General features: G+C 68.8%; 18 protein-coding genes. 4 read left to right on the forward strand and 14 right to left on the reverse strand.

The genetic code is table 11. From position 1 onward, the window contains the following. Positions 1 to 100: 100 nt before the first annotated feature. Entirely contained in the window at positions 101 to 1,462 is a 1,362-nt protein-coding gene (gene pafA / locus N4G66_RS06190; protein WP_171143128.1) for a Pup--protein ligase, read from the reverse strand. Between the two features lie 9 nt (positions 1,463 to 1,471). After that, on the reverse strand, positions 1,472 to 2,731 hold the full coding sequence (locus N4G66_RS06195) for an MFS transporter (RefSeq protein WP_261702970.1): 1,260 nt from the start codon (positions 2,729 to 2,731) through the stop codon (positions 1,472 to 1,474). Positions 2,732 to 2,839: 108 nt separating this feature from the next. On the opposite strand from N4G66_RS06195, the gene N4G66_RS06200 reads away from it, so the two are divergent. After that, a complete protein-coding gene (locus N4G66_RS06200; RefSeq protein ID WP_261702923.1) occupies positions 2,840 to 3,853 on the forward strand; it encodes a LacI family DNA-binding transcriptional regulator in 1,014 nt (337 codons plus the stop codon). 128 nt (positions 3,854 to 3,981) lie between these two features. Here the strand turns inward: N4G66_RS06200 and prcA are convergent, their stop codons facing one another. The 6 genes from prcA to arc form a co-directional block, all read right to left on the reverse strand. Next, a complete protein-coding gene (gene prcA / locus N4G66_RS06205; protein ID WP_261702924.1) occupies positions 3,982 to 4,728 on the reverse strand; it encodes a proteasome subunit alpha in 747 nt (248 codons plus the stop codon). Positions 4,729 to 4,785: 57 nt separating this feature from the next. After that, on the reverse strand, positions 4,786 to 5,631 hold the full coding sequence (gene prcB, locus N4G66_RS06210; protein WP_261702925.1) for a proteasome subunit beta: 846 nt from the start codon (positions 5,629 to 5,631) through the stop codon (positions 4,786 to 4,788). After that, a complete protein-coding gene (locus N4G66_RS06215) occupies positions 5,583 to 6,176 on the reverse strand; it encodes an endonuclease VII domain-containing protein (protein WP_261702926.1) in 594 nt (197 codons plus the stop codon). The genes prcB and N4G66_RS06215 overlap by 49 nt, the downstream gene beginning before the upstream one ends. A 32-nt stretch (positions 6,177 to 6,208) precedes the next feature. Then, positions 6,209 to 6,427 (reverse strand): ubiquitin-like protein Pup, encoded by a 219-nt coding sequence (locus N4G66_RS06220; protein ID WP_261702927.1) that lies wholly within the window; start codon positions 6,425 to 6,427, stop codon positions 6,209 to 6,211. A 156-nt stretch (positions 6,428 to 6,583) separates the two neighbouring features. After that, positions 6,584 to 8,095 carry a depupylase/deamidase Dop gene (dop, locus tag N4G66_RS06225; protein ID WP_391858761.1) on the reverse strand — a complete coding sequence of 504 codons (1,512 nt, stop codon included), beginning with the start codon at positions 8,093 to 8,095 and terminating at the stop codon, positions 6,584 to 6,586. A 232-nt stretch (positions 8,096 to 8,327) separates the two neighbouring features. Further along, on the reverse strand, positions 8,328 to 10,094 hold the full coding sequence (arc, locus tag N4G66_RS06230; RefSeq protein WP_261702928.1) for a proteasome ATPase: 1,767 nt from the start codon (positions 10,092 to 10,094) through the stop codon (positions 8,328 to 8,330). A gap of 253 nt (positions 10,095 to 10,347) precedes the next feature. Here arc and N4G66_RS06235 point away from each other — a divergent pair, with 253 nt between their 5' ends. After that, the gene (locus N4G66_RS06235) at positions 10,348 to 10,653 is read left to right on the forward strand and encodes a ferredoxin (RefSeq protein WP_261702929.1); all 306 of its coding nucleotides are present in this window, start codon (positions 10,348 to 10,350) and stop codon (positions 10,651 to 10,653) included. A gap of 98 nt (positions 10,654 to 10,751) precedes the next feature. Here the strand turns inward: N4G66_RS06235 and N4G66_RS06240 are convergent, their stop codons facing one another. The 3 genes from N4G66_RS06240 to N4G66_RS06250 all read right to left on the reverse strand — a co-directional run bounded on the left by N4G66_RS06240 (position 10,752) and on the right by N4G66_RS06250 (position 15,054). Beyond that, positions 10,752 to 11,327: a hypothetical protein gene (locus N4G66_RS06240; RefSeq protein WP_261702930.1), complete on the reverse strand. Its 576-nt coding sequence runs from the start codon at positions 11,325 to 11,327 to the stop codon at positions 10,752 to 10,754. Between the two features lie 1,043 nt (positions 11,328 to 12,370). After that, positions 12,371 to 13,273, reverse strand: coding sequence for a tRNA (adenine-N1)-methyltransferase (locus tag N4G66_RS06245; protein ID WP_261702931.1), 903 nt, complete (start codon positions 13,271 to 13,273; stop codon positions 12,371 to 12,373). A gap of 41 nt (positions 13,274 to 13,314) precedes the next feature. Further along, complete coding sequence (locus tag N4G66_RS06250; protein WP_261702932.1) at positions 13,315 to 15,054, reverse strand: site-2 protease family protein; 1,740 nt, start codon at positions 15,052 to 15,054, stop codon at positions 13,315 to 13,317. Positions 15,055 to 15,230: 176 nt separating this feature from the next. Between N4G66_RS06250 and N4G66_RS06255 the strand changes: the two genes are divergently transcribed. Together N4G66_RS06255 and N4G66_RS06260 are read left to right on the forward strand one after the other, a co-directional pair. Continuing rightward, positions 15,231 to 16,148, forward strand: a complete 918-nt coding sequence (locus N4G66_RS06255; protein ID WP_261702933.1) for a RecB family exonuclease — start codon at positions 15,231 to 15,233, stop codon at positions 16,146 to 16,148. A 237-nt stretch (positions 16,149 to 16,385) separates the two neighbouring features. After that, positions 16,386 to 17,057 (forward strand): response regulator, encoded by a 672-nt coding sequence (locus N4G66_RS06260; RefSeq protein WP_261702934.1) that lies wholly within the window; start codon positions 16,386 to 16,388, stop codon positions 17,055 to 17,057. A gap of 107 nt (positions 17,058 to 17,164) precedes the next feature. On the opposite strand, the gene N4G66_RS06265 is transcribed toward N4G66_RS06260, so the two are convergent. From N4G66_RS06265 to N4G66_RS06275, 3 genes are all read right to left on the reverse strand, one after another. Continuing rightward, entirely contained in the window at positions 17,165 to 18,748 is a 1,584-nt protein-coding gene (locus N4G66_RS06265; RefSeq protein ID WP_261702935.1) for an ABC transporter substrate-binding protein, read from the reverse strand. A 93-nt stretch (positions 18,749 to 18,841) separates the two neighbouring features. Beyond that, a complete protein-coding gene (locus N4G66_RS06270) occupies positions 18,842 to 20,446 on the reverse strand; it encodes an ABC transporter substrate-binding protein (protein WP_261702936.1) in 1,605 nt (534 codons plus the stop codon). A 465-nt stretch (positions 20,447 to 20,911) separates the two neighbouring features. Next, a complete protein-coding gene (locus tag N4G66_RS06275) occupies positions 20,912 to 21,613 on the reverse strand; it encodes an HAD family hydrolase (RefSeq protein WP_261702937.1) in 702 nt (233 codons plus the stop codon). Positions 21,614 to 21,711 lie beyond the last annotated feature (98 nt).

Consider the following 21,711-nt stretch of genomic DNA (forward strand, 5'->3'; position numbering starts at 1 on the left):
GGTTGATGGCGTGCGCGCAACTCTACGACGTGAGAAGGGCGCCGTACGGAAAACGTACGGCGCCCCGCGTTGCGTTCCGCTTCACCCGCGAAACCCCGGCTCACATTCCGGCGATGAGCTTCTCCACCCGGTCGTCCACCGAACGGAACGGGTCCTTGCACAACACCGTGCGCTGCGCCTGGTCGTTGAGCTTCAGGTGGACCCAGTCCACGGTGAAGTCGCGGCGCTGCTCCTGAGCCCGCCGGATGAAGTCGCCGCGCAGCCGCGCCCGAGTCGTCTGCGGCGGTACGGACTTGCCCTCGAAGATCTTCAAGTCGTTGCAGATCCGCGCGGCTTGCCCCTTCCTCTCCAGCAGGTAGTAGAGGCCACGACGACGGTGGATGTCGTGGTAGGCGAGGTCTATCTGCGCGACCCTCGGGTGCGACATGGTCATGTTGTGCTTGGCCCGGTACCGCTCGATGAGCTGGTACTTCATGACCCAGTCGATCTCGGTGCCGATCCGGTCGAGGTCCTCGGCCTCGATCGAGTCGAGCACACGGCCCCACAGTTCGAGGACCTGTTCGACGGTTCCGGTTCGGATGCCGCGGCGCTCGACGAAGTCCACGGCCTTCTCGTAGTACTCGCGCTGCACTTCGAGCGCGGAGGCCTCACGGCCGCTGGCGAGGCGCACCTTGCGGCGGCCCGTGATGTCGTGGCTGACCTCACGGATCGCCCGAATGGGGTTCTCCAGGGTGAGGTCACGCATGACGGTGCCCGCCTCGATCATGCGCAGCACGAGGTCGGTGGCACCGACCTTGAGGAGCATGGTCGTCTCGGACATGTTCGAGTCACCGACGATGACGTGCAGCCGACGGTAGCGCTCGGCGTCCGCGTGCGGCTCGTCCCGCGTGTTGATGATGGGCCGGGAGCGCGTCGTCGCGGAACTGACACCCTCCCAGATGTGCTCGGCTCGCTGGCTCACGCAGTACACGGCACCGCGCGGAGTCTGCAGCACCTTGCCGGCACCGCACAGCAGCTGCCTCGTGACGAGGAACGGAATGAGGATGTCCGCGAGCCGGGAGAACTCCCCGTGCCGCGCCACCAGATAGTTCTCGTGGCATCCGTAGGAGTTGCCTGCCGAGTCGGTGTTGTTCTTGAACAGATAGACGTCGCCCGCGATTCCTTCCTCGTGCAGGCGTCGTTCGGCGTCCACCAGGAGTCCTTCGAGAATGCGCTCGCCGGCCTTGTCGTGGGTGACGAGCTCCGTCACGTTGTCACATTCGGGTGTCGCGTATTCCGGATGTGATCCCACGTCGAGATAAAGGCGGGCACCGTTCCGCAGAAAGACATTGCTGCTGCGGCCCCATGACACGACACGGCGGAAGAGGTACCGCGCCACCTCGTCGGGAGACAGGCGGCGCTGTCCCCTGAACGTACACGTGACGCCGTACTCGTTCTCCAGCCCGAAAATGCGGCGGTCCATGACTGAACATTACGCCCGATCCCCTGAGCTGAAACGGGGTTCGACGGCTCGGTTTGGATCATTTTCCGATGAGACCGCAACGACCGCGCCCCTCCCGGTAGCTGCGAGGACCCGGCCCGTGGCCAGCAGAACCACCAGCGCGGCCGCGCCCGCGACCCCCGGAACGGCGAAGCCCCGGGCCGCCCCGCCCCACTCGACGACGGGCCCCGCGAGGCCCGTTCCGACCGACGCGCCCACGGTGAACGTCGTCACGAGCCAGGAGAAGGCCTCGGTGACGGTACCGGCCGGAGCGTGCCGGTCCACCAGGACGAAGGCGCAGGCGATGCAGGGCGCGAGGAACACCCCGGCGAGCGTGGCCAGAGCCGTCATGGCGACCGGACCGGGCACCAGCATCAGCGGGACGTAACAGACCGCCAGAAGGGCTACGAGCACCCGCAGTCGCCGCTCCGGCGCCCCGCCCCACCGACGCGCGCCGTAGACCAGGCCGCCGAGCAGCGCGCCGAGGCCGATGCCCGCCATCAGCCAGCCGTACACCGCGTCCCCGCCGTGCCCGTCGGCGTACGACACCGCGGCGACCGTGATCGAGCCGAGCGCCATCCCGATGAACAGGAACGCGCCGAGCAGGGCCACCAGCCCCAGTGAGCGCAGGGCGCCGAGCCAGTGCGCCTCGCGCGGGGCCGACCGCCACGCGCGCGAGGGCGGCGAGACGACCACGGAGAGGGCCCCCAGGACACCGATGACGCTCAGGATCAGCAGCGCGGCCCGGGCGGACCAGAGCGAGACGCACAGCGTCACGAACAACGGCCCGACGGTGAACATCACTTCCTGCGCCACGGCGTCCATCGCGTACGCGGTGTGCACCTGCTCCTCCTTGCGCAGGACGGAGGGCCACAGCGCCCGCAGACCGCCCTCCAGGGGAGGCGTGAAGAGACCGGCCACGGCCATCGCGGCACAGGCGAGGCCCGGCCGGCCCGTCCCGACGAAGGCGAAGACGCCCATCCCGAAGGCCGAGACGACCGCCGCCGGCAGCTGCACCCGCGGTTGCCCGTAGAGGTCCACGAGCCTGCCGAGCAGGGGCTGTCCCACCGCGTTGGCCACCCCGTACACGGCGGCGAGCGCGCCCGCCAGGCTGTACGTGCCACCCTCGGCCCGCACGAACAGCACGACCGCGATGGCCGCGGTGGCGTTCGGCAGCCGCCCCACGAGCGTGCCGACGAGCAGCCGGGTGGCGTGCCTCGCCCTGAGGATCTCCAGGTATCCCGCGGCCATGGCCTGCCCTTCCAGATAGTGCGCGACGTTCAAGTGTTACGTATAACGCCTCCTTCCATACGTACCATGTGCGCTGTCCGGGAGTCCAGACGAAGGAGCAGGCCGACGGTGGCAAGAGGTAGTACGCGCCCCACCAGCCGGGACGTCGCCGAGGCCGCCGGGGTCTCCCAGGCAGCGGTCTCCCTGGTACTGGGCGACAAGTGGCGCGGCCGCGTCTCCGCGGCGACGGCCGAACGCGTCCGGGACGCGGCCCAGGAGCTCGGCTACCGCCCCAACCTGGCCGCCCGCAACCTCCGCCTCGGCCGCACCCGCACCGTCCTCCTGGTGGTCCCCGCGCTCACCACCGAGTTCTTCGCGGGCGTCTACACCGGCGCGGCCCGCGTGGCCGCCCAGCACGGCTTCGGCGTGGTCCTCTACCCCTCCCCCGAGGGCATCGGCCCCGCCCGCGACCCCTTCGGCTCCGCCCAGGCCGCCCTCGACGGCGTGATCGCCTCCTCCATGGCGGCCGACGCCCTCACCGCGATCCGCGGGGACCAGCTCCCCCTGGTCATGCTCGACAGCGACCCGGCCGGCAGCCAGGGCGCGGCGACCGTCAACCTCGACATCGCGGACGGCGTACGCCAGATCACCGCCCATCTGCTCGAACTCGGCCACCGCCGCTTCCTGCACCTCGCCGCCGACATCCCGTCCTGGACCTTCGAGGTCCGCGCCCGGGAAATCGCCTCCTGCCTCTGCGAGATCCCCGGAACCAGCCTGCGCGTCGCACGGGCGCCCATCTCCTTCGAGGACGCCCTGGCCGCGGCCCAGACCGCCCTCACCGCCCCGGGACCGCGCCCCACCGCAGTGATCTGCGACGACGACAAACTGGCCGCCGGCGCCTACAAGGCGGCCCGCCGCCTCGGCCTGCGCATCCCCGAGGACATCTCCATCACCGGCCTGGACGACCTCGCCCTGGCCCGCGCCCTCGACCCGGAACTCACGACGGTCCGCCTGGACGCGGAGCGTTTCGGCGAACAGGGCATGAAGGCCCTCCTCGCCGTCCTGGACGGCCGCACACCCCCGCAGGAGGACATCCCCGTCGAACTGGTCGTTCGGGGCTCCACGGCCCCTCCAGCCCCGTAGACGCCACCACCTTCACCCCTGGGCCCACCGGACCCGGGCCCGCACGCGGAAGGGGCCGCGCCGGTGTGCACCGGGGCGGCCCCTTCCGTATGTGCACCCGACTGACGGGCGCGAGGTCGGACGTGACCTCACTCGTCGTCGTCGGCGTCCTCGGCCTCCGTCGCGGTCTCCGCTCCTCCGGCCTCCAGCAGCCGGCCGAGCTGACGACCGACGATCCGCTTGAACTTCCGCTTCTGCGGCCGCGTCCGGTCCAGCACCGCGACCTCCAGGCGCTCCGCCGGAATCTCCCGCTCGCCGCCGTTCGGCTCCCGGGACAGCGACTGAACAGCCAGCTTCAAAGCCTCCGCCAGCGACATCCCGTCCCGGTGCTGGGTGTCCAGATAGGTGCTGATCTGCTCGGCATTGCCGCCGACGGCGACCGAACCGTGCTCGTCCACGATCGAACCGTCGTGCGGCAGCCGGTAGATCTGGTCCCCGTCGGGCGTGTCGCCGACCTCGGCGACCACCAGCTCCACCTCGTACGGCTTCTCCGCCGCCGACGAGAAGATCGTGCCCAGCGTCTGGGCGTACACATTGGCGAGACCACGGGCGGTCACGTCGTCACGGTCGTACGTGTAGCCGCGCAGGTCGGCGTAGCGCACACCGCCGATCCGCAGGTTCTCGTACTCGTTGTACTTGCCGGCGGCCGCGAAGCCGATCCGGTCGTAGATCTCGCTGAACTTGTGCAGCGCGCGGGACGGGTTCTCGCCGACGAACACGATGCCGTCGGCGTACTGCAGCACGACCAGGCTGCGGCCACGGGCGATGCCCTTGCGGGCATACTCCGCCCGGTCGGCCATGGCCTGCTGGGGTGAGACGTAGAACGGAGTCGACACCGGCTATCCGTCCCTTTCTGTCGAAGTCACTGGATCACCTGGGAAAAGAGGCCGGTCTCAGAGCAGCGCGGCACGCGGGCCGTCGGGCTGCACGAGTCGCCGCTCCAGGATCACGCGGGCGATCTCGGAGGACTCATCGTCGGTGAGCCGGCGGAAGCCGGTCTCGGTGATCACGGTGACGATCGGGTAGATCCGGCGCGCGACATCGGGACCACCGGTCGCCGAGTCGTCGTCGGCCGCGTCGTAGAGGGCCTGGACGACCAGCGTCGTAGCCTGGTCCTCCGTCAGATCCTTGGCGTAGAGCTTCTTCATGGCGCTGCGCGCGAAGATCGAGCCGGAGCCCGTGGCCGCGTAGCCGTGCTCCTCGGAGCGGCCGCCGGTGACGTCGTAGGAGAAGATGCGGCCCCGGTCGCGGTCCACGTCGAAGCCCGCGAAGAGGGGGACCACGGCGAGGCCCTGCATGGCCATGCCGAGGTTGGAACGGATCATCGTGGACAGGCGGTTCGCCTTGCCCTCCAGGGAGAGCGTGGCGCCCTCCACCTTCTCGAAGTGCTCCAGCTCCAGCTGGAACAGCTTCACCATCTCCACGGCCAGACCCGCCGTACCGGCGATGCCCACCGCCGAGTACTCGTCGGCCGGGAACACCTTCTCGATGTCTCGCTGGGCGATGACGTTCCCCATCGTGGCCCGCCGGTCACCGGCGAGGACGACTCCGCCGGCGAAGGTGACGGCGACGATGGTCGTGCCGTGCGGGGCCTCGATCACGCCCTGGATGGGCGGCAGTTGCCGCTTGCCCGGCAGCATCTCCGGCTGGTGCTCGGACAGGAAGTCCATGAAGGACGACGACCCGGGCGTCAGGAAGGCAGCCGGTAGACGCCCGGTGCTACGAGTGTTGGCTTCCACGGGGATCCTTCCAAGTAGGCGGCAGCCCGACGAACTGCGTCGGGATCATCTCCCAACTTGCCGATGGCCGAATTGCAGTTGAAGCACAGTACGCCACGGACACTACCCGTCTTGTGGCAGTGATCCACATGAATGGCGGGAGCTTTCAAGCAGATCACGCAGAGCCCCATCTGCGAGGCCACCATCTCGTCGCGTTCGGCTTCGGTGAGGCCGTAGTGGCGTTTGAGGTGTCCCGCACGCCCCTCGGCGACTCGGCACACCTTGCAACGCGTAGACAGCCCGTCCGAAGCCGTTGCATTGCGATGCCACTCGCTCCACGGCTTGACCTCACCGCATTTGAGGCAGAGCTTGTGCCCCTCGGGCACGTCCGCCTGAGGGCGGACTTTCCGCCCGAGACTCACCTGACGCTTTCGGTGATAGTCCGACGCGCAATCTCGACAGTGATGCTGCAGACCGTCCAGATTGGACCGCTTACGAGCGAAGGCCGCGTGCGGCTTGGCTTCGCCGCACCGCACGCAACACTTCACACCCTCTTCGCTCTTCAACCCGAAGCCCCCCGTGGCCTTGGATTCGAAGGCTACTCGCCGCCCTTCTGAACGAAGCTACGGACGAAGTCCTCGGCGTTCTCCTCCAAGACATCGTCAATTTCGTCAAGAACCGAGTCGACGTCGTCGCTCAGCTTTTCCTGGCGTTCCTTGAGGTCGTCGGTCGCCTGTGCGTCTTGCGACTGTTCCTCGACCTCCTCGGTGGAACGCGTCGCCTTCTGCTGTCCGCCGCCGGTGTCCTTGGTCGCCATAACCCTCACCCCGCTCGGTTCGACGTTCTTGATCAGACCCTACAAGCAGGGTCCGACATCGGCCCCGCAGTTGCTACAACGTACGGGGGCCACCTCGATGATTCCCGTAACGCCAGGTATTCCACCCTGTCCGGCCGGTGCCGTCCGGGTGGAAGCTCAGTTGCCCGACAGGACCCTGACCAGGTCCTCGGCCGTACGGCAGCGGTCCAGGAGCTCCTTGACGTGATTACGCGTTCCGCGAAGCGGCTCCAGGGTTGGGACGCGCTGGAGCGAGTCCCGGCCCGGCAGATCGAAGATCACCGAGTCCCAGGAGGCCGCCGCCACGTCGTCCGCGTACTGCTCCAGGCAGCGCCCGCGGAAGTACGCCCGGGTGTCCTCGGGCGGTGTCGTGCGGGCCCGCTCGACCTCGTTCTCGTCCAGCAGGCGCTTGATCTTGCCGCGGGCGGCCAGACGGTTGTAGAGGCCCTTCTCGGCACGCACGTCGGCGTACTGGAGGTCGACCAGGTGCAGCCGGGCGGCGTCCCAGTCGAGGTCGTCACGGCGCCGGTAGCCCTCCATGAGCTCCCGCTTGGCGACCCAGTCGAGCTCCCCGGAGAGGCTCATCGGGTCGTTCTCCAGGCGGTTCAGGGTGTCCTCCCAGCGCAGCAGGACGTCCTTGGTCTGTTCGTCGGCGTCCGCCCCGAAGCGCTCCTCGACGTACTTGCGGGACAGCTCGAAGTACTCCATCTGGAGCTGGACCGCGGTGAGCGTGCGGCCGCTGCGGAGTGTGACCAGGCGCTTGAGGGTCGGGTCGTGGGAGACCTGGTGGAGGGTGCGTACGGGCTGGTCGACGGCCAGGTCGACGGCGATGAAGCCGTCCTCGATCATGGAGAGGACGAGCGCCGTCGTGCCGAGCTTGAGATAGGTCGAGATCTCGGAGAGGTTCGCGTCCCCGATGATCACGTGCAGCCGGCGGTACTTCTCCGCGTCCGCGTGCGGCTCGTCGCGGGTGTTGATGATGGGGCGCTTGAGGGTGGTCTCGAGGCCGACCTCGACCTCGAAGTAGTCGGCGCGCTGGCTGAGCTGGAAGCCGTGCTCGTGCCCGTCCTGACCGATACCGACGCGGCCCGCTCCGGTGACGACCTGGCGTGAGACGAAGAACGGCGTCAGGTGCCGCACGATGTCCGAGAAGGGGGTCTCCCGCTTCATCAGGTAGTTCTCGTGCGTGCCGTACGAGGCGCCCTTGTTGTCGGTGTTGTTCTTGTAGAGGTGGATCGGCTGGGCGCCCGGGAGCTGGGCCGCTCGCTCGGCGGCCTCCGCCATGATGCGCTCGCCGGCCTTGTCCCACAGGACCGCGTCCCGCGGGTTGGTGACTTCGGGGGAGCTGTATTCCGGGTGTGCGTGGTCGACGTACAGCCGTGCACCGTTGGTGAGGATGACATTGGCCAGACCGATGTCCTCGTCGGTGAGCTGGCTGGAGTCGGCGGTCTCCCGGGCGAGGTCGAAGCCTCGTGCGTCCCGCAGCGGGTTCTCCTCCTCGAAGTCCCAGCGGGCGCGGCGCGCCCGGTGCATCGCCGCCGCGTAGGCGTTGACGATCTGGGACGAGGTGAGCATGGCATTGGCGTTGGGGTGACCGGGGACGGAGATCCCGTACTCCGTCTCGATGCCCATTACTCGCCGTACGGTCATGCGGCCCTCCTTGCCGGCGGCGCCCTCGGTCGGGGGCGCTGCTCAAGTACCGCTGGCGCTCCGGTGCGTGTGCGGTGCCCGTCCCCGCACTGGCGACTCGGCGGTACGGAAGAGCCTAGAACGCCTTTGCGCTGGTGGGGAGATCATTTGCGTCATTGCTGTGCTCCGGCCATGTCCTGAAAAGCAGTCGGCTGCGGATACCCGTGAAGGGCACCCGCAGCCGCCCTGTCTTTTACAGGTACTGACCGGTGTTGGCCACCGTGTCGATGGAGCGTCCGGTGTCCGCGCCCTGCTTTCCGGTGATGAGCGTACGGATATAGACGATCCGTTCACCCTTCTTTCCGGAGATCCTGGCCCAGTCGTCCGGGTTGGTGGTGTTCGGCAGGTCCTCGTTCTCCTTGAACTCGTCCACGCATGCCTGGAGGAGGTGGGAGACCCGGAGGCCCTTCTGGCTGTGCTCCAAGAAGTCCTTGATGGCCATCTTCTTGGCGCGGCCGACGATGTTCTCGATCATGGCGCCGGAATTGAAGTCCTTGAAGTAGAGGACTTCCTTGTCACCGTTGGCGTAGGTGACCTCCAGGAAGCGGTTCTCCTCCGATTCGGCGTACATCTGCTCCACGGCTGTCTGGATCATGCCGTGGACGGTGGCCGCCCTGTCGCCGCCGTGCTCTCCCACGTCCTCGGGGTGCAGCGGGAGACGCTCGGTGAGGTACTTCTGGAAGATGTCCTTCGCCGCCTCGGCGTCCGGGCGCTCGATCTTGATCTTCACGTCGAGCCGGCCGGGCCGCAGGATGGCGGGGTCGATCATGTCCTCACGGTTCGAGGCACCGATCACCACCACGTTCTGCAGGCCCTCCACGCCGTCGATCTCGGCGAGGAGCTGCGGGACGATGGTGTTCTCCACGTCCGAGCTGACGCCTGATCCACGGGTGCGGAAGAGGGACTCCATCTCGTCGAAGAAGACGATGACGGGTGTGCCCTCGCTGGCCTTCTCCCGGGCACGCTGGAAGATGAGCCGGATCTGCCGCTCGGTCTCACCGACGTACTTGTTCAGGAGCTCGGGGCCCTTGATGTTGAGGAAGAAGCTCTTGCCGGTGGCCTGTCCGGTCACTTCGGCGACCTTCTTGGCCAGCGAATTGGCCACGGCCTTGGCGATGAGGGTCTTTCCGCATCCGGGGGGCCCGTACAGCAGGACGCCCTTGGGCGGCCGCAGTTCGTGCTCCTTGAAGAGGTCGGGGTAGAGGTACGGGAGCTCGACCGCGTCGCGGATCATCTCGATCTGGCCGCCCAGACCGCCGATCTGCTCGTAGCCGATGTCCGGGACCTCTTCGAGGACGAGTTCCTCGACCTCGCTCTTCGGAACGATCTCGTAGACGTAGCCGGAACGGGGTTCGAGGAGCAGGGCGTCCCCGGGACGGATATTGACGTCCAGGAGCGGCTCGGCGAGCCGTACCACCCGTTCCTCGTCGGTGTGCCCCTGCACGAGGGCGCGCTCGCCGTCCTCCAGGATCTCCTTGAGGGTGACGATCTCGCCGATGCTCTCGTACTCCATGGCCTCGACCACGTTGAGAGCTTCGTTGAGCATCACTTCCTGGCCGCGCCTGAGCTCGACGAGCTCCACGCTGGGGCTGACGTTCACCCGGAGCTTGCGGCCCCCGGTGAAGATGTCCGCCGTGCCGTCCTCGTTCGCCGTGAGGAAGACACCGAAGCCGGCCGGCGGCTGTGCGAGCCGGTCGACTTCTTCCTTGAGGGCCACGATCTGGTCGCGGGCCTCACGGAGCGTGTTGGCGAGCCGCTCGTTCTGTGCGGACACGCCTGCCAGGTTGGTCTGCAACTCGACGATCCGCTCTTCGAGAATCCTCGTGTGCCGCGGAGAGTCGGCGAGCTTGCGTCGCAGGACGGCGATCTCCTGCTCAAGGTAGGCAATCTGCCCGGCGGGGTCATCGGACCCTCGTCCCGGGCGGATGCCGCGGTTCATGTCGTCGTCGTGGGCTGCCACGGTCCTCACCTCCTCCAAGGGGAGCTGGACGCTTCCAGACCCTACCTGGGTGGGTGTCGATTGAAACCCCTAGATCACAAAGACTGTCGGGGTGTGTCCGATCTTCACCCTTGCGCTCTCCCTCACGCCAGGGGAATACCCACCGAACATGATTGGGAAGCGGGCGGAGGTAGGGTCGAAGTGTTCAACACCCGTCAGAGCTGGCCCGATTCCCCAGTCTTCGGTCCGCTCGACGCAGAAAACGGCAGGAGAAATGACCGTGCAGCAGGAGGCCGGAGTCGACGGCGAGGCGCTTGAGGTCTGGATCGACCAGGATCTCTGTACCGGCGACGGGATCTGCGTCCAGTACGCGCCCGAGGTCTTTGAGCTGGACATTGACGGGCTGGCCTATGTGAAGAGCCCGGAGGACGAGCTCCTGCAGGCGGTGGGCGCCACAACGCCCGTACCGCTGCCGCTTCTGCGCGATGTGACGGACTCGGCGAAGGAGTGCCCGGGGGACTGCATCCACGTCCGTCGGGTTTCGGACAAGGTCGAGGTCTACGGTTCCGACGCGGAGTGACCTTTCGGGTACCGCGCGTCACCTGATGTCTGGTTCCTCACACCCTCCGCGTCGCGGAGGGTGTTTTCTTTTGTTCGGGTCTCGCGCCGGGGGCGCGCTCAGGCACTCCGCGCTTCGGACGGTGTCGAGCGGATGAACGCGCCGTTCTTCCACTGCCACTTGGCGCTGTCCTTCAGGTCCGGGCAGCAACTCGGTACGTCGGTCGAGGAGTAGCCGAGCAGAGTGGCTGTGACGGCTCCGTCGCGCACCGCGAAGTCCGTGACGCTCAGCCGGTCCTTGGGATCGACCAGGGTCGCCACGACCCTGGGCTGTTTCGCTCCCTCGGCCTGGGTGAGGACGTAGACGCCGTTGGGCGGGGTGCCGGAGCCGGCGTCGCAGCGGACGACGGCCACGGTCTCGGGGCGGCCGTCGCCGTCCAGGTCCCCGGCGGCCTTCTTCTGCACGAGCACCTTGGTGGGCCCGCAGGTGATCGGGAAGTCCACGCCGGTCGGGTCGGGGGCGGCCACCGGGGCCGTCGCCGTTTTCGGGCCGGCGCCGGGCTGGGCCGCCCTCGCCGGATCGGGGTGAAGCACGGACGACAGCGCCACGACTCCGGCGATGGCGGTGGCCGTGGCGACCCACTGGATGGGGCTGGTCTGCGTGTGTGCCAGTTCCGGAACAACGGATTGCTGCACTAGGAGTGTCTCCCGCGAGGGCTGTGCCGGTGGGGGTGGGGTGACCCGCATGGTGCCACACGTCACAGCCTGGTGGAACGGCGGGGTCCGGACTTGTGAAGAGTTCCGGCGGAGTTTCCGGCACGGTCCCGTAAGGGCCCCGCCCGGACCGTCGGGAGGGCCGCCGGAAGGCCACCGGGAGGGCCGTCGGGGACCCGAGGGAAGGGCCACGGGGACGGCCGTCGGGAGGGCGTCCTGAGGGCGACGCCGCTCGGCCCTCCGCCCGCGTTCCGTACAGCCCTCCGCCCACGTTCCGTACGGCCTGCCGACGGGCTCGGCGGCCTTGCCCGCCGGTCTCCGGGCCAGACCCGTCGACTGACGTCCGCACGGTCCGGAGGCCGGCCCGTCAGGCACGTGGGCCCCGCTCGCGGCAGCTCCGCCGACAACCACCGGCGCGATCCGGCAGCGCGCGTCGGACCCATGGCCGGTCTGCCGGCGGACCCGCGAACGGACCCGCTAACGGGCCCGCCGACCAGCCTCCGGGTGCCGCCTGCCGACGGCGGCCGAGCTGCCCGTCGCGCTCCACCCCGGGGCTAGGTGCTGCGTCCTGATGGGGCGGCGCGCGAGCGGGGTGGCCCCGACGCTCGGCAGGCCCGGCCCCGGCACCCGGCAGGCCCGTGTCGGCAGCCGTCCCGGCGGCCTGTTGGCCTGCGCGGAAGGCGGTCGCATCGGCGGGGCTCCCGGCAGACCTGTCGACCGCCTTCCTGGTCACTCACCTGGCCACTCACCGGCGCGCGTCTCAAGCCCGTGAGCCCCGTTCCCGATACACGACCCGGCCATCCTCCGGGCCATGCGCCGGAGCGGCCGGCAGGCCCGTCCGCCGACTTCCCGAGGACCCGTCAGCAGCCTTGCGGAGGACCGTCGGTGGGCTCGGGAGGACGGTCGGCAGGGGGCTTTCGGCAGGTCCGTCCGGCGGCCCTGATGGAGTGTCAACGGGAAAGCACTGTGGCCGAGTTCCCGGTGAGATCCGGGAACTCGGCCACAGTTGTGGTGCGTTGGGTACGTCAGCGGCCGGCGCCGCCGTCGGCGTTCGGGCCGGTGTAGTCCTCGCCGTACGCGCCCTTGGAGGGGCGGCGGCGGCGCATGGGCGGCTCGACGCCGTCCGCGAGGCGGCGGGCGGTGAGCAGGAAGCCGGTGTGGCCGATCATCCGGTGGTCCGGGCGGACGGCCAGGCCTTCGACGTGCCAGTTGCGGATCATCGATTCCCAGGCGGTCGGCTCGTTGAAGCAGCCGATCTCACGGATCGACTCGACGGTCCGCGCGAGCTGGGTGGTGGTCGCCACGTAGCAGCAGAGGATGCCGCCGGGGACGAGCGCCTTGGAGACGGCCTCCAGGCACTCCCAGGGAGCGAGCATGTCGAGGATGACGCGGTCGACATCGGTGTCGTTCAGGTTGTCCTGGAGGTCGCCGACGGTGAGCTGCCAGGCGGGGTGCGGTCCGCCGAAGTAGCGCTCCACGTTCTGCTGGGCGATCTCGGCGAAGTCCTCGCGACGCTCGTAGGAGTGCAGCATGCCCTGGTCGCCGATGCCGCGCAGCAGGAAGCTGCTGAGCGAGCCGGAGCCGACACCCGCTTCCACGACGCGGGCGCCGGGGAAGATGTCGGCGAAGGCCAGGATCTGCCCCGCGTCCTTGGGGTAGACCACGGCGGCGCCGCGGGGCATGGACAGGACGTAGTCGGGGAGCAGGGGGCGCAGCGCGAGATAGGCGACGTTCCCCGTGGTGCGGACAACGCTGCCCTCGGGAGCACCGATCAGCTCGTCGTGGGGGAAGGAACCCTTGTGGGTATGAAAATTCTTCCCGGCCTCGAGCGTGAACGTGTAGTGGCGGCCCTTGGGGTCGGTCAGCTGTACCTGGTCCCCGACCTTGAAGGGCCCGCGCCTGCGGGCGGCACCGGTCGGTTCGGACATGTGAACAGCCTACCGGTCCCGGACAGGGCCGCCGACCACGGTCAGGAGGGCCGGGCCATGGCCTTCACGAAGGCGCGTTCCACGTCCGCGGCGGACAGGACGCCGTAGATCTCGCCGGAGTCCTCCACCACCAGGTACTCGGTGGCGGGGCTGGCGCGCAGGGCGTCGAGGAGGGCCTCGCCCGCGAGCTCGGCGGAGACCCGCATGCCGTCGGTGAGGTCCTGGGCGAGGCCGCTGACCGCGACCCAGGGGCGGCGGTGCTCGGGTACGCCGACGATGGCGGCCTCGCGGACGAGGGAGAGCGGTTCGCCGTCGGCGTCGACGACGACCAGGGCGCGGGCGCCGACGTCGTTGGCGCGGCGCAGTGCCTCGGAGAGCGGGGTGCTGGTCTCGACCGGGACCGCGCGCCGGGTGAGCGACCGGGCGCGCAGTTCCGGGAGGTGTTCGCGCAGCCGGGCCATGCGGAGGCTGTTGCCGGCGCCGGTCCAGATGATCGCCGCGAGGATGGCGGCGAGGAGGGCGTCGGTGATGGTGTCCATGCCGCCGACGTTCTCCGGGGCGGCGCCGAGCGCTTCGGACTGGGTGAGCAGGGGCAGTCCGATGAGTACGGAGACGGCGAGGGCGCGGCCGACCCAGGCGGCGGCGACGGTGCCGCTCATCGGCCTGCCGGTGATCTTCCAGACGACGGCGCGGAGCATGCGGCCGCCGTCGAGGGGGAGGCCGGGCAGCAGGTTGAAGGCGGCCACGATGAGGTTGGAGATCATCAGGCCGGCCAGCAGGACGCCGGGGACCGTGCCGGGCTCCACGGGCAGCATGGCGAGGTAGAAGAGGCCGGACAGGATGAGGGAGAGCAGCGGGCCGACGAAGGCGAGCACGAACTCCCGGCCGGGGGTCTCGGCTTCTTTCTCGATCTCGGAGACGCCGCCGAAGAACTGGAGCTGGATCCGGCGTACCGGCAGTTTGAAGCGCAGGGCCGCGACGGTGTGGGCGAGTTCGTGGACGAGTACGGAGGCGTAGAAGGCGACCGCGAAGAAGAGGGACACCAGGTAGCGGGCGGCGCCGAGTTCGGGCAGGACGCGGTCGAGCTGGCCGCCGAACACCCAGGTGATCAGGGCGGCGACGAGGAACCAGCTGGGCGCGACGTACACGGGCACGCCGAACGGCCGGCCCATCAGCAGTCCGCCGCCGGGCTCCTTTCCGCGGCGCGGTGGCCGTCCTTTGCCGTTGCCCGTGCGGGCGCGGGTCCGGTGGGCGTCGGCGGGTTCGTCGTGGTCCGTGGGGGACGGCTCGTCGCCGTGCGCCTCGCTCCGGCCGTCGGACGGCTCGGGGGGCTCGTTGCGGGCTCCGGTCTCCTCGTTCCCCGCTGTGTGCTCGGTGGAGGCGGGGGCCTTCACCAGCGGGTCGTGGGAGGCTCCGGCGTGGGCCACGGGCTCCGGAGCGGGCGTGGGGTGCGCCTTGGGTCCGGTCCGGTCCTCAGGCGTGGTGTCGTCGTGGGGCCCGGACTCCGCGTGGGAGGTGGCGTCGGTGGCTGTGCGGGAGTCGGCCTCGGGGCGGGCGGGGGTTTCCGCCTCGGCCGGGGTGCCGGTGTCCGCGTCGGGGTCCGTCTCGGTCCGGGAGTCGTGACCGGGGGCCGTGGGCGCCGGCCCGGTGGTGGTCTCGGGCCCGGCCGGTCCGGGGCGTGCGCCGGAGGCCGGACCGGCGGAGGCCGGGGGCCTCTCGTGGTGCTCGGTCGCCTCGCCGGTACCGGACCGCGGCTGCCCGCTCCCGCCGCTCTCGTCCACGATGTCCCCTCGTTCGATAGCGTCCCCCGCCCCCGGTTCATGCGGAGCAGGGGGGTCTGGGTCGATGGTATGCGGCCGTCGCGGCACGTTCCGCCCCGGCACCCCCTCTGTTTTCCGCGCCGTCGCCGCCGCCGGGACCGGTTCGCTGTCGGTGGCGGGCCGTAAGGTCTGTTGTCATGGAAACCAGTACCGAGGGCGCCGTACCCGAAGAAGCGGCCGCGGCCGGCGAGGCGGGCGCGCCCGTCGCCGACGGACCGGCCCCGGCGGTCGCGCGCGCGCCCGCCTCGCTGTCGCCCTCGCGTGCCAGTGACTTCATGCAGTGTCCGTTGCTGTACCGGTTCCGGGTGATCGACAAGTTGCCCGAGAAGCCGAGCGAGGCCGCGACCAGGGGAACGCTGGTGCACGCGGTCCTCGAGCGGCTCTTCGACGCCCCGGCCTCGGACCGGACCGCGCCGCGCGCCAAGTCGATGATCCCCGCCCAGTGGGACCGGCTGAGGGAGACGAAGCCGGAGGTCGTGGAGCTGTTCGCCGACGACCCGGAGGGCGAGCGGCTCGCGCGCTGGCTCACCGAGGCCGAGCAGTTGGTGGAGCGCTGGTTCACGCTGGAGGATCCGACGCGGCTGGAACCGGCCGAGCGGGAGCTGTTCGTCGAGGCGCGGCTGGATTCCGGGCTCACCCTGCGCGGCATCATCGACCGGGTCGACGTGGCCCCGACGGGCGAGGTCCGGATCGTCGACTACAAGACGGGCAAGGCGCCCCGGCCCGAGTATGCCGAGGGTGCCCTGTTCCAGATGAAGTTCTACGCCCTGGTGGTGTGGCGGCTGAAGCGGGTGGTTCCGCGCCGTCTTCAGCTCGTCTATCTCGGCAGCGGTGACGTGCTGACGTACGACCCGGAGATCGCGGACCTGGAGCGGGTCGAGCGCAAGCTGCTCGCTCTGTGGGACGCGATCCGGGAGGCGACGGAGACGGGCGAGTGGCGGCCGCGTCCCACCAAACTCTGCGGCTGGTGCGACCACCAGGCGGTGTGTCCGGAATTCGGTGGTACTCCCCCGGTGTATCCGCTCCCGGTCAGGGCGCCCGGGTCGGGCGGCTGAGGGCTGTTCCGTGGTTCCCGGTGGATCGGCGCGCGATGTCGGATGCTGGGGCCCCTCCCACGCCTTTCGGGCTGTGGGGGAGCGTCGCGAGGCGGAGGGTCGTCCTCGGGCTGGGCGTACGCGGGTGAGCCGACAACGCGGTGAGATGCGGTGCCGGGCGTCGCGGGTCCGGCGGGAATTGTCGGACAGGCCGTAGGAGCAGGGCAGAATGGGGCCGGACTAGCGAAGGAGACTTACGTGGCCATCCGCGTCCTACTGGTCGACGACCAGCCGCTGCTGCGCACCGGCTTCCGGATGATTCTGGAAGCGGAGCAGGACCTGGCGGTCGTCGGCGAGGCCGGTGACGGTCTCCAGGCACTCGATCAGGTGCGTGCGCTGCAGCCCGATGTGGTTCTGATGGACATCCGTATGCCGCGGATGGACGGTGTCGAGGCGACCCGGCAGATCACCGGCCCCGGCCGGGACGGTCCGGCGAAGGTCCTCGTCCTGACGACGTTCGACCTCGACGAGTATGTGGTGGAGGCGCTTCGCGCGGGCGCCAGCGGTTTCCTCCTGAAGGACGCGCCCGCCAATGAACTGGTGCAGGCGATCCGGGTGGTCGCGGCGGGCGAGGCGATGCTCGCGCCGAGCATCACGCGCCGGCTGCTCGACAAGTACGCGGGCCATCTGCCGTCCGGCGACGAGCCGGTTCCGGACACGTTGCACACGCTGACCGACCGTGAGGTCGAGGTGCTCAAGCTGGTGGCGCGCGGGCTGTCGAACGCGGAGATCGCGGCCGATCTGTTCGTCAGCGAGACCACGGTCAAGACGCATGTGGGGCATGTCCTGACGAAGCTGGGGCTGCGCGACCGGGTGCAGGCCGCGGTGTACGCGTACGAGAGCGGGCTGGTGCGTCCCGGGGCTCAGTAGCGCCGGTTCGCCGGGCCGGTCCCGGTTCGCTGCAGGCAGCGCGAAGGGCGCCCGTTCCGGTGAGGAACGGGCGCCCTTCGTGTACGGCGGTCACGAGCGGTGCCCGGTCAGCCCTTGTAGATCTCCCAGAAGCGGAACACGGTCGAGGCGTCGAGGCAGTTCTCGAGGCCGTAGACGCTGTCGCGCGCGACGGCGTACTGCTTGGCCTGCCAGATCGGGAGGACGGGCACGTCCTTGGCGACCAGGTCCTGGAGCTTGCCGTATTCGGCCTCGGTCGAGGCGCGGTCGCTCTCGGCGGCCGTCTTCGGGATGAGGGTGCCGGTGATCGTGCTGTTGGTGTAGTTGTTGCTCAGCACGTTGCCCTTGCCGAAGAACGGGGCCGTGAAGTTGTCCGGGTCCGGGTAGTCGGGCACCCAGCCCTTCACGTACACGCCGTACTTGCCCGCGGTGACGTCCTGCTCGTACTGGCCGTAGGCGACGGACTTCACGTTCGCGTCGAAGAGTCCGCTGGCGTTGAGCTGCTTGGCGATCGCCTTGAACTCCTGGTCCGTGGCGGGACCGTAGCGCGACGGGGTCGACCAGAGGGTGAGCTTCACCTTGCCGGTGATGCCCTCGGTGCGCAGTGCGGCCGCGGCCTTGGACCGCGAGGGGCGGGCGCCGTAGGTGTCGAAGAAGGACGTGCTGTGCCCGGCGACGCCGGACGGGACGATCGAGTACAGCGGGGTCGCGGTGTCCTGGTAGACGTCGCCGACGAGGGCGTCGCGGTCCAGGAGGTAGGCGATGGCCTTGCGGACACCGAGCTTGCCGGCCACCGGGTCGTCCATGTTGAAGACGAGGTGCTGGACTTCGGCGCTGGATCCCTCGATGACGTTGATGCCGCTGTCGGCCGCGGAGTCGTTCTGGATCGCCGCGATGTCGTCGGCGGCGAGGCCTCGGTAGGCGACGTCGATCTGCTTGTTCAGCAGGGAGTTCTTCAGAGCCGCCTGGTCGCCGTGGAAGAACTGCAGCGTGACGCCGGTGTTCTTGGCCTTGACGGTGCCCTTGTAGCTCGGGTTGACCGAGAAGACGGCCTTGTCGTGGCTGAACGAGTCGAGCTTGTACGGGCCGGAACCGACGGCCTCGTTGTCCTTGCGGAGCGCGTTCGTGGCGTACTGCTGGTGGTCCACGATCGAGCCGGCGCCGGAGGCGATCTTGCTCGGGAAGGTGGCGTCGGCGTACTTGAGGCGGAAGACGACGGTCTGGGCGTCCGGAGTGACGACCCGGTCGAGCATCGGGAACATGATCGCCGGACCGGCACCGTCGTTGATCTTCAGCGTGCGGTCGAAGGAGAACTTCACGTCCGCCGAGGTGAGCGCGTCACCGTTGCTGAACTTCAGACCGTCCTGCAGCGTGCACTTGTACACCTTGGTGTTGGTGTCGGTGAACGCGCACTCCTTGGCCGCTTCCGGCTCGGGCTCGGTTCCGCCCTTGGGGAAGCTCAACAGCGACTGGAAGACGTTGTTGAACAGCAGCCACGATCCTGGGTCGTAGCCGGAAGCTGGGTCGGTGGCCAGGACGTCGTCGGACATCCCGATCACCACGGAGGAGCTACTGCTCCCGGTACTGCCCGTCTCCGAGCCGCAGCCGGTCAGCAGGCCGGAGGCCAGCCCCGCCACGATCGGCAGGACTGGCCACTGGTTACGCATGTTCACTTGCACGTGCCTTGTCGTTGGATCTACTGAACCCGAGACTGTAGGGCCCCAGGCCGGATCCGGGGCCTGACGGCCCCGGATCGGATGGTTCCGTTACCCGCTGACGCCGCGGCTGAGCTCCCACAGCTGAAGCGTGGAGGAGGAGTTGAGCGCCCACTCCGAGCCCGTGATGTTGTCGCGGGCGGCGATGTACTGCTTGCCCTGCCACAGCGGGATCAGCGGGACGTCCTTCGCGACGATGTCCTGAATGGTCGTGAGACTCTTCGACGCGCTGAGGCGGTCGGCCTCACGCCGGGAGGCGGGGATCAGGTTGTTGATGATGTCGCCGTTCGAGTAGGGCGACTTGAGGAAGTTGTCCTTGTCGAGGAACGGCGCCAGGTAGTTGTCGGCGTCCGGGAAGTCGGGGAACCAACCCATGCCCCAGACGTCGTACTTGCCGGCCCGCTCGGCGGGGACGAACTTGTCCCAGCTCGTGCCCTGAGTGGTGACGTCGAAGAGGCCGCTCGCGTTGAGCTGCTTCTTCAGGATGTCGAATTCCTGCGCGGTGACCGTGCCGTAGTGGTCGGTCGTGTAGTGCAGGGTGACCTTGACCGGGGTGGTGATGCCGGCCTTGGTGAGCAGCGTCCGGGCCCTGCTGACGCTCGGGTCACCGTACTTGTTGAAGAACGCGTTGGAGTGACCCGTGATGGTCGCCGGGACCATCGAGTAGAGCGGCTCGGCCTGCGAACCGTACACCTTGGCGACGAGCTCACCGCGGTTGATGAGCTGCGCCATGGCCTGGCGGACGGCCGTGGACTTCACCGACGGGGAGTCGGTGTTGAAGGCCAGGTAGCGGATTTCCAGGCCGGGCATCTCGTTCAGGTTGATGTTGCCACCCGAAGCGTTGTCCAGCTTGGTGATCTGCGCCGGCGTCATCGAGCGCGTCATCAGGTCGATGTCGCCCTTTTCGAGGGCGGTACCCATGGTCGCGGCGCTCTCGTAGGAGCGCATCTCGACCTTGGAGTTCTTGATCTTCAACTGCCCCTTGTAGTGGGAGTTCTTCGTGAAGACGGCCTTGACGACGGTGTCGTCCTTGACCTCGGTCTCCACGGTGTAAGGCCCGGAGCCGTCTACGGAGAAGCCGTCGCGCAGCTTGTTCTTCTCGTAGTCCTTCGGGTTCACGATGCCGGCGACCGGGGTCGACAGCTTGAACGGGAAGGTGGCGTCGGCGCTGTTGAGGTGGAAGATCACCTCGCGGTCGCCCCGCGTCTCGACGGTGTCGATGGTGGACAGCAGGGCGAACACACCACTGTCGGCCTTGATGGCCCTCGCACGGTCGATCGAGAACTTGACGTCCTTCGCGGTGATCGCGTCACCGTTGGAGAACTCCAGGCCCTCGCGCAGCGTGCACGAGTAACGCTCGTTGCCGCTGTCGCTGAACCCGCACTTCTCGGCAGCCTCGGGCTGCGGCTGACCGTCACCACGCGGCTGGACCATCAGCGTCTGCACGGTCTGACGCAGCACGTTCCAGGTGCCGACGTCGTACGCGTAGGCGGGGTCGAACGGCGCCGGGGCCTCCTTGGAGGCGGTGAACTGGTCCGTGGTACCGACAACGATGGCATCGCCGCTGTCGCCCCCGCTGGCGGACCCGCCGCACGCGGCGAGCACTGGGGCGAGCAAGCCGACCACGGCCGGCATCACCAAAGTCTTGCGGTTCATGCTCGTGTTTCTCCAGAGCTGTAGTTTCCGCGAACCGGCATGCAGGGGTGGCGCGGCGGGTCACGGGGTTACGGCGATGTTCTCGCGATGACATTAGTCCGCACCGCCAGGTCGGCCATCAGGTGCCGGAGCCGGCTTCCGCTCACGCTGCGAAACCGGGCGTGGACGCACCGATAACCCGACACGGGAAGGATTAGTGCAGGGTTTCATCAATCGGTACACAAGGGCACGTCGCCCCCTCACGAATGGGGGGTGCGGGCACAAGTCGGTCCTGCTGTCGACCCTCCAACACGTGGCGAACGTCACACCGTCAAATTGATTGAGGAGTACCGGAATTCAGCCATCCGCCCCGTTATGAATTTCCGTCGCGCCGCCGCTCGCACTTACCACAGGGAACCGCCGGACCCGTCCCCGGTATTCGGTACCGCACGCCGGGTGATTCGGCGGCTCACGCTCGGTGAACGTTCAGCGCATTTCCGTCATCAGACGGTGCAGAAAGGGCAGATCGACCTCTTCGAGGGAACTCACGACCGTGCGGCGGGCGGCCGGGGCGATGGGCGCGACCGAGGGGACGGCGACCACCTGGCAGCCGGCGGCCTCGGCTGAGGCGACACCGGTCGAGGTGTCCTCGATGACGGCACATCGCGCCGGTTCGGCGCCGAGCCGCGTGGCCGCGAGGAGATACGGGTCGGGGAACGGCTTGGTCCGCTCCACCTCGTCGCCCGCGACGGTCAGCGCGAAGAAGTGGGAGCCGATCACGCCCAGGACGCGGTCGATGATCCGCCGGTGCGAGGCGGAGACCAGCGCGGTGGGGATCTCGTGCGCCGCCAGTTCGGCGAGGAGTCTGAGCGCGCCGGGCATCAGCGGCAGGGAGTGGCCGATGCGCTCCTCGAACCCGTCGTTGAGCAGCACGGACAGCTCGGGGAGGGTGATGTCGGCACCCGTGGCCTCGATGAGGAAGCCCGCGCTGCGGGTCATCGGGCCGCCGACCACCACATGGCGCCAGGAGTCGTCCAGCGCGTGGCCGAGGGCGTTGAAGACCTCGACCTCCACGTCCCACCAGAATCCCTCGGTGTCCACCAGGGTTCCGTCCATGTCGAGGAGAACGGCCTGCAGGGCGGAGCCTTCGGCCGTACGAGTTCCGAGCGCGGGGACCGTACTGGTCATCCTGGCGCACCTCCTTGAGGGACGATCAGGCCGGTTGCCCCCTTTTACGCCAGGGGACAACCGGCCTGCGATGGACCGACCAGTGTACGACTTATCCG

This window comes from Streptomyces rhizosphaerihabitans (genome assembly GCF_025399795.1).
GTDB lineage: Bacteria > Actinomycetota > Actinomycetes > Streptomycetales > Streptomycetaceae > Streptomyces > Streptomyces rhizosphaerihabitans.

What these genes read in the sequence shown, in the direction of transcription:
- N4G66_RS06235 (WP_261702929.1), top strand. Translation starts at nt 10,348, where the DNA reads ATGACCGTGCAGCAGGAGGCCGGAGTCGACGGCGAGGCGCTTGAGGTC.
- N4G66_RS06245 (WP_261702931.1), bottom strand. Translation starts at nt 13,273, where the DNA reads ATGTCCGAACCGACCGGTGCCGCCCGCAGGCGCGGGCCCTTCAAGGTC.
- N4G66_RS06195 (WP_261702970.1), bottom strand. Translation starts at nt 2,731, where the DNA reads ATGGCCGCGGGATACCTGGAGATCCTCAGGGCGAGGCACGCCACCCGG.
- N4G66_RS06220 (WP_261702927.1), bottom strand. Translation starts at nt 6,427, where the DNA reads ATGGCGACCAAGGACACCGGCGGCGGACAGCAGAAGGCGACGCGTTCC.
- N4G66_RS06275 (WP_261702937.1), bottom strand. Translation starts at nt 21,613, where the DNA reads ATGACCAGTACGGTCCCCGCGCTCGGAACTCGTACGGCCGAAGGCTCC.
- pafA (WP_171143128.1), bottom strand. Translation starts at nt 1,462, where the DNA reads ATGGACCGCCGCATTTTCGGGCTGGAGAACGAGTACGGCGTCACGTGT.
- N4G66_RS06255 (WP_261702933.1), top strand. Translation starts at nt 15,231, where the DNA reads ATGGAAACCAGTACCGAGGGCGCCGTACCCGAAGAAGCGGCCGCGGCC.
- N4G66_RS06270 (WP_261702936.1), bottom strand. Translation starts at nt 20,446, where the DNA reads ATGAACCGCAAGACTTTGGTGATGCCGGCCGTGGTCGGCTTGCTCGCC.
- dop (WP_391858761.1), bottom strand. Translation starts at nt 8,095, where the DNA reads ATGACCGTACGGCGAGTAATGGGCATCGAGACGGAGTACGGGATCTCC.